This is a genomic window from Mycolicibacterium moriokaense (assembly GCF_010726085.1).
GTDB lineage: Bacteria > Actinomycetota > Actinomycetes > Mycobacteriales > Mycobacteriaceae > Mycobacterium > Mycobacterium moriokaense.
This window is the reverse complement of sequence record NZ_AP022560.1, coordinates 3,170,400-3,184,934: the sequence shown is the minus strand read 5'-3', so window position 1 is coordinate 3,184,934 and position 14,535 is coordinate 3,170,400. Positions and strand designations below refer to the sequence as shown.

Below are 14,535 nucleotides of genomic sequence, written 5' to 3'. Positions count from 1 at the left end.
ATGGCGACCCCCTCGGACGCTTTGCTGACTATCTGACCAGCGTCACCCACAGCGTCCGCAGTGTCTCCACAGCTAGCGTCCAGACTGACGATGCGTAACCAGAATCCTCAGTACCGGCTACCCGGTATCAGGCGCTGACCTTGCTTCGCTTGCGCTTCTTCGGCGTCGGCCGCGCCACACCCAGCGCCTCGGCGAGGAAGTGGCCCGTATAGCTGTCGGGATTGGCGGCGACGTCCTCCGGCGTGCCCGCCGCGACCACCGAACCACCGCCGGCTCCCCCTTCGGGACCCATGTCGACGATCCAGTCGGAGGTCTTGATCACGTCGAGGTTGTGCTCGATGACGATCACCGTATTGCCTTTGTCGACAAGGCCGTTGATGACGGCGAGCAGCTTGCGGATGTCCTCGAAGTGCAGACCCGTCGTCGGCTCGTCGAGGATGTACACCGTGCGCCCGGTCGACCGCTTCTGCAGTTCCGACGCCAGCTTGACGCGCTGCGCCTCGCCACCGGACAGCGTCGGCGCGGGCTGCCCGAGCCGGACGTAGCCGAGCCCGACGTCGACCAGCGTCGCCAGATACCGGTGGATCGAGGTGATGGGCTTGAAGAACTCCGCCGCCTCCTCGATCGACATATCGAGCACCTCGGCGATGGTCTTGCCCTTGTAATGCACCTCGAGCGTCTCGCGGTTGTACCGAGCGCCCTGGCACACCTCGCACGGCACGTACACGTCGGGCAGGAAGTTCATCTCGATCTTGATGGTGCCGTCGCCCGAGCATGCCTCGCAGCGGCCACCTTTGACGTTGAACGAGAACCGACCCGGCTGGTAGCCCCGCACCTTCGCCTCGGTGGTGGCCGCGAACAACGTGCGGATCTTGTCGAACACACCGGTGTAGGTGGCCGGATTGGACCGCGGCGTGCGCCCGATCGGCGACTGGTCGACGCGGACGAGCTTGTCCAGCTTGTCCAGACCCGTCACGCGGGTGTGCCGACCGGGCACCTGCCGCGCGCCGTTGAGCTTGTTGGCCAGCACCGACGCCAGGATGTCGTTGACGAGCGTCGACTTGCCGGAACCGGAGACGCCGGTGACCGCGGTCAGCACGCCCAGCGGGAAGGACACGTCGATCTCGCGCAGGTTGTGCTCGCGGGCACCGACCACGGTCAGCTGACGCTTGCGGTCGGTGGGCCGCCGGATCGCGGGGACCTCGATCTCTTCCTTACCCGAAAGATACGCTCCGGTAATCGAATTCGGGTTGCTCAACAGTTCCTCGTATGGCCCGCTGTGCACGATCTGCCCGCCGTGTTCACCCGCTGCGGGCCCGATGTCGACGACCCAGTCGGCGTGGGCGATGGTGTCGAGGTCGTGCTCCACGACGATCAGGGTGTTGCCGAGATCCCGCAACCGAATCAACGTCTCGATGAGCCGCCTGTTGTCGCGCTGATGCAGGCCGATGGACGGCTCGTCGAGCACGTACAGCACGCCGACGAGCCCGGACCCGATCTGGGTGGCCAGCCGAATACGTTGTGCCTCACCGCCGGAGAGTGTGGCGGCCGCCCGCGACAGCGACAAGTAGTCGAGACCGACGTCGAGCAGGAACCCGAGCCGCGACTGGATCTCCTTCAGCACCTGACCGGCGATGGCCTGCTCCCGCGCGCCGAGCGTCAACGCGTTGAGGAACTCCGCGCACTCGGCAATCGACAGCTCGGACACCTCGGCGATCGACTTGGCGCCGAAGCCCTCGGCCGTCATCGTGACCGCCAGGATCTCGGGCTTGAGGCGCGTGCCCTCGCACTCGGGGCACGGCACGTCGCGCATGAAGCCCTCGTAGCGCTCCTTCATCTGCTCGGAGTCGGTTTGCTCCATGCGGCGTTGCAGGAACGCCATCACACCTTCGAAATCGGCGTAGTACGAACGGGTTCGGCCGTAGCGGTTCTTGTACCGCACGTGCACCTGTTCGTCGCAGCCCTCCAGAATCGCCTTGCGCGCCTTGGCGGGCAGCTTCTTCCACGGTGTGTCGACGTCGAAGCCGAGCTGGCTGCCGAGACCGGCCAACATTCGGGTGAAGTACTCGGCCGTCTGCCCCATCGACCACGGCGCGACGGCGCCCTCGGCGAGGGTGAGGTCCGGGTCCGGGACGACGAGTTCCGGGTCGACCTCCTTGCGGATGCCCAGTCCGGTGCATTCCGGGCAGGCACCGTACGGCGAGTTGAACGAGAAGGACCGCGGTTCCAGGTCATCGACGGCGAGCGGGTGCCCGTTGGGGCACGCCAGCTTCTCGGAGAAGCGCTGCTCGCGGTGCGGGTGGTCGTCCTCGCGGTCGACGAACTCCAGGACCACGATGCCGTCGGCCAGGTTCAGCGCCGTCTCCACCGAGTCGGTCAGCCGCTGCTTGGCGGTGGCCTTGACCGTGAGCCGGTCGACGACCACCTCGATGTCGTGCTTCTCCTGCTTTTTCAGCGTCGGCGGTTCGGTGAGCGAATACACCACGCCGTCGACCCGGACGCGGCTGTAGCCCTGAGAGTTCAGCTTGTCGAACAGATCGACGAATTCACCCTTGCGGGTGCGCACGACCGGCGCGAGGACCTGGAACCGCAGGCCCTCGTCCATGGCGAGCACCTGGTCGACGATCTGCTGCGGCGTCTGGCGGGCGATGCGCTCACCGCACACCGGGCAGTGCGGGGTGCCAGCGCGTGCATAGAGCAGACGCAGGTAGTCGTAGACCTCGGTGATGGTGCCGACGGTCGAGCGCGGGTTGCGGTTGGTGGACTTCTGGTCGATGGACACCGCGGGCGAGAGGCCCTCGATGAAGTCGACGTCGGGCTTGTCCATCTGGCCCAGGAACTGGCGGGCGTAGGCCGACAGCGACTCGACGTAGCGGCGCTGCCCCTCGGCGAAGATCGTGTCGAATGCCAGAGACGACTTCCCGGAACCGGACAGGCCGGTGAACACGATCAGGGCATCGCGCGGCAGATCAAGATCAACGCTTTGCAGGTTGTGTTCGCGCGCACCCTTGACAATCAGGCGATCAGCCACACGCATTCTCTTTCAAGAAGAAGTCCTCCGAAGACATAGTTGAAGCCCATGCTATGTGCCGCCACCGACAAGTTCTGGGCCAGTGTGCGCCGGGCCGGATACCGTGAGGACATGACCGTCGTCAGCGACAACTACACCGGCCATGTTGACCCCCAGACCGCAGCCAAACGGACGCTTCCGGGTGCGTCGATCGTCAAGGTTTCGGTCGGCCCAATGGACAACAACGCGTACCTGGTGACGTGTTCCCAGACGGGAGAGACGCTACTCATCGATGCGGCCAACGACCCCGAGATCCTGCTCGAGCTCATCGAGCGCTTCGCGCCGAAATTGAGCCTGATCGTCACCAGCCATCAGCACTTCGACCACTGGCAGGCGCTGGAGAAAGTCGCCAAGGCGACCGGTGCGCCAACCGCGGCACATCAACTCGACGCCGATCCGTTGCCGGTCAAACCCGATCGGATCCTGGCCCACGGGGACACCGTGAAGATCGGCAAGCTGTCGTTCGACGTCATCCACCTGCAAGGCCACACGCCCGGGTCGGTGGCGCTGGCGCTCGACGGGGCCGACGAGGCGACGCACCTGTTCACCGGTGACTGCCTGTTCCCAGGCGGCGTCGGCAAGACCTGGCAGGAGGGCGACTTCGAGAAGCTGCTCGACCACGTGACCAGCCGGGTGTTCAACGTCTACGGCGACTCGACGGTCGTCTATCCGGGCCATGGCGACGATACGACACTCGGTACCGAGCGACCCCACCTCGGAGAGTGGAAAGAACGCGGTTGGTGAGCCGTACGAAATTCGTCCGATCAGGCATTTCAGCCGCATCTTGAGGTGACACTGATCGTGTGGAGGGCACGCGGTGTCCCTCATGTGACACCGAGCTAGGCGCGACAGCCAAGTTCTGCAGCGAATGCGGAACGCCGGTGACGCGCGCGGCAGGAGCGGCGGAGTACAAGCAGGTGACCGTGCTGTTCGCCGATGTCGTCCACTCGATGGACATCGCCAGGTCTGTCGGGGCCGAGCGGCTACGCGAGATCATGGCGGGCCTGGTGGACACGGCCACCTCCGTGGTGAAGCGATACGGCGGCACGGTGGACAAGTTCACGGGCGACGGCATCATGGCCGTCTTCGGGGCACCGGTGGCGCTCGAGGACCACGCACTGCGCGCATGCCTGGCCGCGTTGGGAATTCAGGAGGAAGTCGGACCACTCGAGTTTCAGCTGCGCATCGGCATCGATTCCGGTCAGGTCATAGCCGGTGAAATTGGTTCCGGCGCTCTGGGTTACACCGCGATCGGCGAACACGTCGGCATGGCGCAGCGGATGGAAACGGCCGCTCCCCCGGGCGGCGTCATGCTGAGCGCGTCCACGGCCCGTCTCCTCAATGGTGCTGTCACCCTTGGTGAGCTGGAGCTGGTTCAGGTCAAAGGGGCGGAGTACCCCGTTCCCGCGCGCCGCCTGCTCGGCGTCGGCACCGGGAACCACGCTCCCCCACGGATCGAATCGAATCTCGTCGGCCGTCAATGGGAGATGACGGCGCTCGAAGGGCTGCTGAATCGGGCCATCAACGGCCAGGGAGCTGTTGTCGGTGTCTCGGGGCCTGCCGGGATCGGCAAGAGCCGGCTATTACGCGAGCTCACCGCCATGGCGGCGAACCGCGGCCTGCAGGTGTTCACGGCGCACTGCGAATCGCATACCAGCCAGGTGCCGTTTCACGCGGTCAAGACGCTGTTCAGAGCGGCGAGCGGGGTCGAGGGGCTCGACGCGGCTGAGGCCCGCGCGCGGATTGCCGCGCAGCCCCGGGATGTCGATCCGGAGGATCGGTTCTTGTTCGAGGACCTGCTGGGCATCGCCGACCCCGATACCCCGCAACCTCAGATCGACCCTGACGCACGACGGCGGCGACTGACGGCCATGGTCAACTCCGCATCGCTTGGCGTGGCGACTTGCGCGGTCTACGTCATCGAAGATGCCCATTGGATCGACGAGGCCAGCGAGTCGCTGCTGGCAGATTTCCTCTCCGTGGTGCCACAAACACCGTTACTGACGTTGATCACGCACCGCCCCGAGTATCGAGGCGCTTTATCGCAGGTGGTGGGGGCACAGTCGTTCGCTCTGGCACCGTTGAGCGATCGCGAAACGACGACGTTGGTGGCCAGCCTGCTTGGCCCCGATTCGTCGGCGCAGACGCTCGGCGAGACGATCGTCGAAAGGGCCGCGGGCACACCGTTATTCGCCGAGGAGATTGTTCTCGAATTGGCGGAACGCGGCGTACTGCAAGGAGAACCCGGTGCCTACGTAGCGACCGTCGAGGCCGCAGAGGTCACAGTTCCGGCCACCTTGCAGGCCACGATCGCCTCGCGAATCGATCGACTCGATCCCAGGGCGAAACGCACCCTCGGCGCGGCCGCGGCGATCGGTTCGAGGTTCGGCGCGGAACTGCTGACGGCGCTGGGCGTGGAGCCCGCCTTCACCGAGTTGCTGGCAGCCCGGCTGATCGATCAGGTGACATTCACCCGCAGCCCTGAGTACGTGTTTCATCAACCGCTGATTCGCACGGTTGCTTACGAGTCGCAGTTGAGGTCCGACCGCGCCGACTTGCACCGGCGGGTGGCGGCCGCGATCGAAGCCAAATCGGTTGGCTCCGCTGATGAGAACGCGGCGCTGATCGCCGAGCATCTGGAAGCAGCGGGCGACCTGGAATCGGCATTCGACTGGCACATGCGAGCCGGAACGTGGTTGAACAACCGCGACTTCGCCTCGGCGCGGGTCAGTTGGGAGCGTGCCAGTCACGTCGCCGACGCACTGCCGACCGACCATCCGGGGCGCCTGGCGATGCAAATCGCCCCGCGTACCGCGATCTGTGCAACTGATTGGCGTCTCCACGCCGATGACTCCAATGAGCGCTTCGATGAGCTGCGGAAACTCTGCGCGCTTGCCGGCGACAAGACCTCGCTCGCCCTGGCCATCATGGGGCCGATGTCCGTGCACGCGCAGCGTGGCGAGGTGCGCGAATCACAACGACTGGCCTCCGAACTAATCGCACTTCTGGACTCGATAGGCGACGCCGCTCTGGCTGCCGAGGCGGCATTCGGAGCGATAAGCATGAAGGCGCAGGCCGGTGAGATGGAAACCGTGTTGCGTTGGGCTCAGGCCACGATTGACTGGGCGGACGGCGACCCGACGAAGGGCGGCCTGATCGTGGGTTCGCCGTTAGCGGTGGCGCGGGTGCTGCGTGGTCTAGCGCGAGCGTGGCTCGGTCTACCCGGATGGTGCCGCGATCTCGATGACGGTGTTGCGATGGGTAAGCAAAGCGGGGAACCGATGACGCAGGTGGTCACCGTGTCATGGAAATGCGGCACCGGACCGTGGCACGGCCTTCTGTGCGCCGACGACGACGTTGTAAACACCGCCGACGACGGGCTGCGCACTGCGCAGTCATCGGGCGACGATTATGCCGTCGCTATGGCGGAATACATATTGGGCTCCGTCATGCTGCTGCGAGGCCGTCGATCCGACCGGGAGAGCGGGTACGCAATGCTGACGCGCCTTCGCGAGGATTGCATCCGACGCCGATACCTCCTGTCGGAACTTCCGGTGTTCGACACTTACATCGGCCGCGAACTGACCAAGCGCGGTGACGTCGAAAGCGGCATTGTGATGATGAGGAATGCGCTGGACGACATGACGCGAAATGGACAGGTCGGCTACTACATCCCGACTGCCGGCTTTCTGGTCGAAGCGCTGTTGGAGCGTGGCGACAACGGCGACCTGGTCGAGGCCGAATCGGTCGCCGCGGCGATCGGAAGCGCACCGGCCGATGGCTCGGTGGTCCGCGACATCTGGGCACTGCGCATGCGTGCGCTACTGGCCCGAGCACGCGGTGATGGCGCCGACTACCGGCAGCTGCGGAATCGATACCGCGAGATGGCGGCGTCCCTGGGCTTTGAAGGCCACATGCGATGGGCCGCGGCAATGCCGTGAACGCGCTGTCCTAGGCTGATGCGCAGGACTCATCGAGGAGATATCCCAGGAGAAATGGTGAACCAGGATCAGTTGAAGAAGGCGCAAAGCGGCGCCGGTTTCATCGCAGCACTCGACCAGAGCGGTGGCAGCACCCCCAAGGCGCTCAAGCTCTACGGCATTCCCGAGGACGCCTACTCGGGTGATGACCAGATGTTCGACCTGGTCCACGAGATGCGCACCCGCATCATCACCAGCCCCGCATTCGACGGCGACCGCATCATGGGCGCGATCCTCTTCGAGATGACGATGGACCGCCAGATCGAGGGCCGACCCACTGCCGACTACCTCTGGAACGTCAAGAACATCGTTCCCTTCCTCAAGATCGACAAGGGCCTGAACGAGGAGAAGGACGGCGCGCAGACCATGAAGCCGATGCCCGGCCTGGACGAACTGCTCGACCGCGCGGTGGCCAACGGCGTCTTCGGCACCAAGGAGCGCTCCGTCATCAAGCTGCCCGGCGCCGGTCTCGACGCCGTCGTCGCCCAGCAGTTCGAGGTCGGCCAGCAAGTGCTCGCGAAGGGCCTGGTGCCGATCATCGAGCCCGAGGTCGACATCAAGAGCCCGAAGAAGGCTGAGGCCGAGGAGCAGCTCAAGGCCGCGTTGCTCGCCGGCGTGAACGCCCTTGGCGCTGACCAGAAGGTCATGCTCAAGCTCACGCTGCCCGACACCGACAACCTCTACAAGGAGCTCGTCGACCACCCGAACGTGCTGCGCGTGGTCGCCCTGTCCGGCGGCTACAGCCGTGACGAGGCCTGCGAGCGGCTGGCCCGCAACAACGGCGTCATCGCGAGCTTCTCGCGCGCCCTGACCGAGGGCCTCACCGCGCAGCAGAGCGACGAGGAGTTCAACGCCACCCTCGACGCGGCGATCGGGAGCATCGCCAAGGCATCCGCTACCTAAGAGCTATACGGGGCTACCCGGCGGCACTGATCGCCGGTGCCCTACTTGCGCTGGCCTTCCCCGCGCCGTCGTGGTGGTGGCTGGCGTGGATCGGCCTTGTGCCTCTATTGCTCGTCCTCCGGGCGGCACCCACCGCCGCGCAGGGCGGCGGACGGGCCTGGTGCGGGATGGCCGGATTCGTTCTGGCGACCCAGTACTGGCTGGGGCCCAGCGCGGGCCCGCTACTGGTCGTATTCGCGGTCGCTATCGGCGCGCTGTGGTTTCCGTCGGGCTGGGCCGCGCATCGGCTGCTCTCGGGCGACGTCGCGGCACGGCAGGTCCTCACCGCGGTCGCCGTACTCCCCTCGGCCTGGGTGATTGCCGAGGCTGTCAGGTCGTGGCACCGCCTCGGCGGACCGTGGGCGCTGCTCGGCGCCTCGCAGTGGAATCAGCCGGCCACGCTCGCCCCTGCGTCGGTGGGCGGCGTATGGCTCGTGAGCTTTCTGCTGGTCGCGGTCAACACCGCGGTCGTCGGCGCGATTCTGCTTCGCTCCTGGCAAGCCGTGGCGCTCCCGGTCGTCCTCGCCGTCGTCGGCCCGGTGTGGTTCTGGGCGGGACCGGCGCCAGAAGCGGGAGCCACGGCGCGGGTCGCGCTCGTCCAGCCCGGCGACATCGCGGAGTCGACGGCACGACAGGCGGCGAGCGAAGCGCTCACCGAAGGCTTGGCGGGCCAGCGGGTCGACCTCGTGGTCTGGGGCGAGAGCAGCGTCGGGGTCGACCTCGAGAGTCACCCGGAAGCGCTGCGCCGGCTGGTCGACCTCCGCCGCCGGATCGGCGCTGACCTGTTGGTCAATGTCGATGCGCGGGCGCCGGAAGGCGGAATCTACAAGTCATCGGTCCTCATCGGACCCGACGGGGTGCGCGGTTCGTACGCCAAGACCCGGTTGGTGCCGTTCGGTGAATACGTCCCGCTGCGGCCGCTGCTCGGTTGGGCCACCCGTCATACGAAGGCGGCGGGCGAGGACCGTCGGCGCGGTACCGGGCCGGTGGTGCTGAACACCGGACCGCTGACCGTCGGCCCGCTGATCAGCTTCGAGACGACGTTCTCGGACCTGCCGCGACGGGCGGTGCGGCTGGGCGCGGAGTTGCTGGCATACCAGAGTTCGACGTCGAGTTATCAAGGCAGCTGGGCGCAGCCGCAACTGGCGAGCCTCGTCGCGGTTCACGCCGTCGAGGTGGGTCATCCGGCCGTGCATGCCGGGTTGTCCGGCGTCAGTTCGGCGTTCGACGCACGCGGCCACAGACTGGGCTGGCTACCCGCCACTGAACGCGGCGTGTTGGTGGTCGACGTTCCGCTCGGGTCGCGCTCGACCCTCTACGACAAGTTCGGCGATTGGCCGATTGTCTTGGCGGCGTTGGTCTTTACGGCGTGGTGTGCACGATCAGCACGTCGGTCTTAGACCGGCGCGCCACGTTGGCGGGCACCGATCCGAGCAACCGACCCGCGATGGTGGACAGGCCGACATTGCCGACGACGAGCAGATCGGCCTTCACTTCATCCGCGAGGTCGACCAGCGCATCGACGGGGGCCCCGACGATCGCCTTCTCCTCGACGTTCTTCGCTCCCGCCTGGACCGCGCGATCGCGGGCCTCACGCAGGATCGCGTAGATGGGGGCGTTGCCGGACATCTTGTAGCCCTCGTCCTTGAGCACGTCGGCGGCGCGCTGATCCTCGCTCTGCGGGAAGTACGCCGTCGCCACGACAACCTTGGCGTCTGACCCGGCGGCGATCTGGCCGGCCCTCTCCACCGCGCGCAGCGACGAATCCGATCCGTCCGTGCCGACAACGATGGTGCTGTAGCCGCTCATCCAAGTCCTCCCAGTGTCAGTTGGATCGCCACCCGAGACAGTAACCCGTTGTGATGGGAACATGGGTGCGAATCACCACACCTGAATACCATTCGCGTGCCCTTTCGCAAATGCCTCCGGCGCCAACATCACCCCGATGCGGCCGACGTGATCCGGCCTACACACCTCTTCGGACGGCAGAAATGCTGCCGGAGAACAGATTCGATGAGCGCGTGCGTCAATTGTCGTGATGTGCGGCGGCGCTGCGCACGTACTCCCGCGGGGAGCAGCCGTTCACTCGGGTGAACGCGGTCGTGAATGCGCTTGCGGACTGGTAGCCGACCCGGTCGGCGACCTCGGCGAGCGACGGCCGTTCGGCGCGCAACATGTCCTTGGCCAGAGCCACCCGCCACTCCAGCACGTACTGCATCGGCGGCATACCGATGGTGCGGGTGAACCGTTCGGCGAACACCGCTCGCGACATGTTCGCGGCCCGTGCGAGCTTCTCCACCGTCCATGGGCGTGCCACGTCGGTGTGGATCTCGCGCAACGCGCCGGCAAGGCCGGGATCCGACAGCCCTGCGATGAGGCCGTGCTCTCCCGGCGCGGGCCGTTCAGTTCGGAACCGGCAGGCCTCGATCAGCAGCACCTCGACGAGCCGCTCGAGAATCACGTCGCGGCAGGGATGTTGCGCTATCGCCTCCTCGGTGATGAGGTCGACGATCCGACTCAGGCGGGCGGAGCCGGGTTCGCCGTGGCGAACGAGAACCGTTGGCGGCAAAAGCTTTACGAGCAGCGCGGCGTTGGCCCGGTCGAAGCGGAAGTATCCACCGAGCATGCGCATCGGCGACGGGCCGTCCTGGGAGCCGTAATGCGCGTCGCCCGGCGGGTAGAGATCGACGTCGACGGGCTCGAGGGTCAGATCACTGGCCATCACGAAGCTCGGCGTCGCGGGAAGCAACAGGAAGTCACCCTGATGGAGCTCGAACGGGTCGATCCCGTCCGGCTGGAGCCAACAGCTTCCCTCGATCATCAGACAGAAGGACGGATCGGCATATCGCGGCTTGCGGACGCTCCAGTCCCCGGCGCCATTCACCACTTTCGACAGCACAACCTGCGGGCGCAACAACGGAATGATCGCTTCGAGCGGATCGGCGGCTGGTGCGATATCCGTCGGCGAGACGGGCATGCCGACAAGATATCGCTTCCGCCGGTACCTAGTGGGCCGCGGCGTTGTGGGCGTCGGTGTTCGCCAGCTCCACCGCGTCGGCCCCAGCCGGAAACCGCAGCTGCCCCGACGTGTCGGTCGCGGCGCGGTACACAGTCTCGGCGACGTCCGATTCGGTGGTGAAGACGCTGGCCTGCCCAAAGGACTCGAAGACCGGGGCGGCGAACGCCTGATACGGCTCGGGCACGAGCCCGTCCATCCGGGACGCGCCGTTGCGGGTGAAGCTTGTCGACGGGCCGTAACCCGGCTCGACGAGCTTGGCCGTGACGTTCACGGCGTCGAGTTCGAGCGCCAGCGACGCGGTGAACCCTTCGATCGCCATCTTGCTGGCCGTGTACACCGCGGCCAGTGGCATCGCCGTCAACGTCACGCTGGAGGTCACGTTGACCACCACACCCGATCCGCGTTCACGCATCTGGGGCACGACGGCCTGTGTCACCGCCATCACCCCAAAGGTGTTGGTTTCGAACACTTCCCGGATCGTCGCCATCGGCATGGGCTCGAATGCGCCGACGACTCCGATACCGGCGTTGTTCACCAGCACGTCGATCGGTCCGCTGGCCCCGATCGCCGTGGTGATGCTGTCGGGTTTGGTCACGTCGAGCGGCAGCACGCGGATTCGGCCGGATTCGGGCAGTAGACCCTCGCGCGGTGTGCGCATCGTCGCGATGACGTTCCAGCCGTTCGCATGGAAGTGGCGCGCGGTTTCGAGTCCATAGCCTGAGGAGCAGCCGGTGATGAGAACTGTTTTCATGCCCTCGACGCTAGGGACGCAAGGTCAGACGATCAATGGCGTAGAGTCCGGAAAACATTACAGAGCGTCTTGGATTGCGGTTTCGATTGCCGGGTATCCGCATGGCATGGCAGTCACTGCGGACGACTTCGTGCCGGACAGTCGCGACCTCACCGAACTGGCCGACGCCGCGCACAACTGTAAAGGCTGCGACCTGTACCTGGACGCCACCCAGACGGTGTTCGGCGCGGGCTCGGCCAACGCCGCCCTCATGCTGGTCGGCGAACAACCCGGCGATCAGGAGGACAAGGCGGGCGCACCGTTTGTCGGCCCCGCGGGCAGGCTGCTGGACAAGGCGCTGGTGGCCGCGGGCGTGGACCGTGACCGGCTGTACGTCACGAACGCGGTCAAACATTTCAAGTTCACGCTGCCGGAGCGCGGTAAGCGCCGCATCCACAAGACTCCGAGCCGGACCGAGGTGGTGTCGTGTAGGCCGTGGCTGATGGCCGAGTTGGACGCGGTACGGCCCGACGTGCTGATGCTGCTCGGAGCGACGGCCGCACAGTCGTTGATGGGCAGCACGTTTCGACTGACAGCCCATCGCGGAGAGGCGCTGCGTCTCCCGGAATCCGACGAACTCGGCGTCGATCCGACTGTGGTGGTCAGCGCTCACCCGTCGTCGGTGTTGCGCGGTCGCCCGGAAGACCGCGACAAGGCGTTCGAGGCGCTGGTATCGGATCTACGATTCGCCGCAGGGCTTCTGGACTGAGCGCCGACCGCACGCTTGTTATACGCATCGCCCGAGAAGGGCCGCACACAAGCGTGCAGTCGGCGTAATCCCAACGCCGCAGGCACTATTGCGCTGTCGGCGCGTTAGCAGACGGCCGGCGGCACCCAACCCGCTACGGCCGGTGGTACCCATGGGCAGGGGCCAGGGCCGTAGTAGTACGGAGGCGGCGGCGGAGCATCCCAGCGAGCGCCACGCCAATGGTCAGGACCGCGCCAGTCATCCCAATGAGGCTTGGGCTTGTTGAGCTTCCACGTCACTGCGGGTGAATTCGGTAGCGCCTCTTCAGCGTTGGCGAGACCCGCGCTCACCCCGACTGCCGTGAAACCCAACATTCCGATAAACGCCGCACCAGCGGCGATCTTCTTCATCTTCACGATCAACCTCAACTACCGCATCAATTTCAGTTCCGACCCGACATAATCTTAACCCCGTCGCGTAATAAATATTCCGTCGCCACAGGCGTGGGAGTTTCAGCAAACAGGGCGGACCGGGCAATGAACACGCCTCTGCCGCAGACGAATTGGCGATATATCATTTTCGTTCGCGTCAATACTACGATGGTCGCAAAGACTCGCCAAGGGGTGAAAGCTCAGCTGTACAGCGACTCGAAGCGCTCGATCGAGCGCTCGATGTCGCCCTTCACCGCGCGTGCGGCCACCGCCCCGATCGGCCCGAACAGCGGCCTGCCCCCGAGGTCGATCTTGACGGTGAAAGCACAGCCCGACTCGGTCGGCGCGACCGTCATCTTCAACGCGTACTTGGTGCCGCCGACGCCGTCTCCGGTGATCGCGAGCAGCTTCGGCGGGTCGAATTCACGCACGGTCCACTTGACGCGATTACGCATGCCTTTCGCACCTGCGACGCCGACGATCGTCGTGCCCACCGCCAGTTCCGACGGCACGACGCCCCGCCAGCCCTCGTGCATCTGCAGCCAGTCCCCGAGGTCGGACAGGTTCGACGCGTGCTGCCACGCCTCGTCGGGACTCAGCGACAACTCGCGAGTCAACTCCAGCTTGGCCATCCAGAGATACTAGGCAGCGCCGGGCGCGAGATGACGGCGAGTGCGGTGACGCATGGACGCCGAACCGACAGATGCTGAGCGCCGTCAACGAACGTCAGCAACGCTTCGCCGACTGCTACGCCGATCAGCACTCGCAGGCGAGGCCATCCTGATCCCGGTCGAGCCACGGCCCGTAGTACGGGCTACTCGACGGGATATCGCAGTAACCCGACGCCTTCGCCTGCGTGCAGTTCTTAAACGGTGTCTGCGCACTAGCCGTTGGCGCCAAGCCAACAGCGATAGCTACCACCAAACCCCCGACGACCATCATCGAGCGCGACACACGCCACATGTGAATCTCCTGAATACGGCAATGGTGGGCGCAGCTTACGCCCGCGTCAGCAGCTACCGCGCCAGAATTACGGAAGCAGTCCTTGAACAGCAAGAACATTAGCCTTGCCAGCGCACGGTTACCCGGCCGTCAGTGTTTGGGCGTGGAACTTGGGGCACAGGTTGCCGGTTGCGGCGAGGATTTACCTTCATTGACCGTTCCACGCCCACGCCACGGTCGCGCTGTCCGCTCCGATCTGCGGCAGGCCGCGATTCCATCGAGTCCATCGCGGCGTCCATATGCGGACACTCGCGCGGCCAAGTTCCTCGAATATCCAACGGAATCCGCAAGAGCAGGCGAGCGGACCCGGCGGCTGCAGACGCGACCGCCAATCCCGCGACTCCAGACGTAACGATCTTGAACATGCCACGGCAATAAGTCAGCGCTACGCACTGGGATGACCTCGGCCAGCTTCGCCGCGCTGAGCAAGCTCCGGATCACCGCACCTACGCCGCATCTAGCAGCAGATATAGCCCGTATGACAGCCAATCGCGGTCAAGCGTCGTTCAGACGCTACGAGCGAGTGGCGGGATTCGAACCCGCGTAAACGGCTTTGCAGGCCGGTGCCTAGCCACTCGGCCACACCCGCAGCGGAACCGACCCTGCCACGGTG

General features: G+C 65.7%; 12 protein-coding genes and 1 tRNA gene. 5 read left to right on the top strand and 8 right to left on the bottom strand.

Annotated features, from left to right (window positions below; genetic code table 11):
* Nucleotides 1–127: 127 nt before the first annotated feature.
* Entirely contained in the window at nucleotides 128–3,031 is a 2,904-nt protein-coding gene (gene uvrA, locus G6N43_RS15495) for an excinuclease ABC subunit UvrA (protein ID WP_083152940.1), read from the bottom strand.
* Nucleotides 3,032–3,142: 111 nt separating this feature from the next.
* On the opposite strand from uvrA, the gene G6N43_RS15490 reads away from it, so the two are divergent.
* From G6N43_RS15490 to lnt, 4 genes are read left to right on the top strand one after another with little or no spacing between them, the layout of a single operon-like run.
* Nucleotides 3,143–3,814 (top strand): MBL fold metallo-hydrolase, encoded by a 672-nt coding sequence (locus tag G6N43_RS15490; RefSeq protein ID WP_083152941.1) that lies wholly within the window; start codon nucleotides 3,143–3,145, stop codon nucleotides 3,812–3,814.
* A gap of 59 nt (nucleotides 3,815–3,873) precedes the next feature.
* Nucleotides 3,874–7,011, top strand: coding sequence for an AAA family ATPase (locus G6N43_RS15485; protein WP_083152850.1), 3,138 nt, complete (start codon nucleotides 3,874–3,876; stop codon nucleotides 7,009–7,011).
* 57 nt (nucleotides 7,012–7,068) lie between these two features.
* Nucleotides 7,069–7,953, top strand: a complete 885-nt coding sequence (locus tag G6N43_RS15480; protein ID WP_083152942.1) for a fructose bisphosphate aldolase — start codon at nucleotides 7,069–7,071, stop codon at nucleotides 7,951–7,953.
* A 26-nt stretch (nucleotides 7,954–7,979) separates the two neighbouring features.
* Complete coding sequence (gene lnt / locus G6N43_RS15475) at nucleotides 7,980–9,392, top strand: apolipoprotein N-acyltransferase (RefSeq protein ID WP_110810421.1); 1,413 nt, start codon at nucleotides 7,980–7,982, stop codon at nucleotides 9,390–9,392.
* On the opposite strand, the gene G6N43_RS15470 is transcribed toward lnt, so the two are convergent.
* From G6N43_RS15470 to G6N43_RS15460, 3 genes are all read right to left on the bottom strand, one after another.
* Nucleotides 9,355–9,801 carry a universal stress protein gene (locus G6N43_RS15470; RefSeq protein ID WP_083152852.1) on the bottom strand — a complete coding sequence of 149 codons (447 nt, stop codon included), beginning with the start codon at nucleotides 9,799–9,801 and terminating at the stop codon, nucleotides 9,355–9,357. The two genes, lnt and G6N43_RS15470, sit on opposite strands and share 38 nt — an antisense overlap.
* 217 nt (nucleotides 9,802–10,018) lie before the next feature.
* Nucleotides 10,019–10,969, bottom strand: a complete 951-nt coding sequence (locus G6N43_RS15465; protein WP_083152853.1) for an AraC family transcriptional regulator — start codon at nucleotides 10,967–10,969, stop codon at nucleotides 10,019–10,021.
* A 28-nt stretch (nucleotides 10,970–10,997) separates the two neighbouring features.
* Entirely contained in the window at nucleotides 10,998–11,762 is a 765-nt protein-coding gene (locus G6N43_RS15460) for an SDR family oxidoreductase (protein WP_083152854.1), read from the bottom strand.
* A gap of 106 nt (nucleotides 11,763–11,868) precedes the next feature.
* Between G6N43_RS15460 and G6N43_RS15455 the strand changes: the two genes are divergently transcribed.
* Complete coding sequence (locus G6N43_RS15455) at nucleotides 11,869–12,510, top strand: UdgX family uracil-DNA binding protein (protein WP_083152855.1); 642 nt, start codon at nucleotides 11,869–11,871, stop codon at nucleotides 12,508–12,510.
* A gap of 104 nt (nucleotides 12,511–12,614) precedes the next feature.
* Here the strand turns inward: G6N43_RS15455 and G6N43_RS15450 are convergent, their stop codons facing one another.
* The 4 genes from G6N43_RS15450 to G6N43_RS15435 all read right to left on the bottom strand — a co-directional run bounded on the left by G6N43_RS15450 (nucleotide 12,615) and on the right by G6N43_RS15435 (nucleotide 14,511).
* Nucleotides 12,615–12,899: a hypothetical protein gene (locus G6N43_RS15450; RefSeq protein ID WP_234810122.1), complete on the bottom strand. Its 285-nt coding sequence runs from the start codon at nucleotides 12,897–12,899 to the stop codon at nucleotides 12,615–12,617.
* 221 nt (nucleotides 12,900–13,120) lie between these two features.
* Nucleotides 13,121–13,552: a type II toxin-antitoxin system Rv0910 family toxin gene (locus tag G6N43_RS15445; RefSeq protein WP_083152856.1), complete on the bottom strand. Its 432-nt coding sequence runs from the start codon at nucleotides 13,550–13,552 to the stop codon at nucleotides 13,121–13,123.
* 124 nt (nucleotides 13,553–13,676) lie between these two features.
* On the bottom strand, nucleotides 13,677–13,859 hold the full coding sequence (locus tag G6N43_RS15440; RefSeq protein WP_083152944.1) for an excalibur calcium-binding domain-containing protein: 183 nt from the start codon (nucleotides 13,857–13,859) through the stop codon (nucleotides 13,677–13,679).
* 581 nt (nucleotides 13,860–14,440) lie between these two features.
* A tRNA-Cys gene (locus tag G6N43_RS15435) sits at nucleotides 14,441–14,511 on the bottom strand.
* Nucleotides 14,512–14,535 lie beyond the last annotated feature (24 nt).

Excerpts from the sequence above, each read along its gene's own strand:
- G6N43_RS15490 (WP_083152941.1), top strand. The coding sequence starts at position 3,143 with ATGACCGTCGTCAGCGACAACTACACCGGCCATGTTGACCCCCAGACC.
- G6N43_RS15470 (WP_083152852.1), bottom strand. The coding sequence starts at position 9,801 with ATGAGCGGCTACAGCACCATCGTTGTCGGCACGGACGGATCGGATTCG.
- G6N43_RS15465 (WP_083152853.1), bottom strand. The coding sequence starts at position 10,969 with ATGCCCGTCTCGCCGACGGATATCGCACCAGCCGCCGATCCGCTCGAA.
- G6N43_RS15460 (WP_083152854.1), bottom strand. The coding sequence starts at position 11,762 with ATGAAAACAGTTCTCATCACCGGCTGCTCCTCAGGCTATGGACTCGAA.
- G6N43_RS15455 (WP_083152855.1), top strand. The coding sequence starts at position 11,869 with ATGGCAGTCACTGCGGACGACTTCGTGCCGGACAGTCGCGACCTCACC.
- G6N43_RS15450 (WP_234810122.1), bottom strand. The coding sequence starts at position 12,899 with ATGAAGAAGATCGCCGCTGGTGCGGCGTTTATCGGAATGTTGGGTTTC.
- G6N43_RS15445 (WP_083152856.1), bottom strand. The coding sequence starts at position 13,552 with ATGGCCAAGCTGGAGTTGACTCGCGAGTTGTCGCTGAGTCCCGACGAG.
- G6N43_RS15440 (WP_083152944.1), bottom strand. The coding sequence starts at position 13,859 with ATGGTCGTCGGGGGTTTGGTGGTAGCTATCGCTGTTGGCTTGGCGCCA.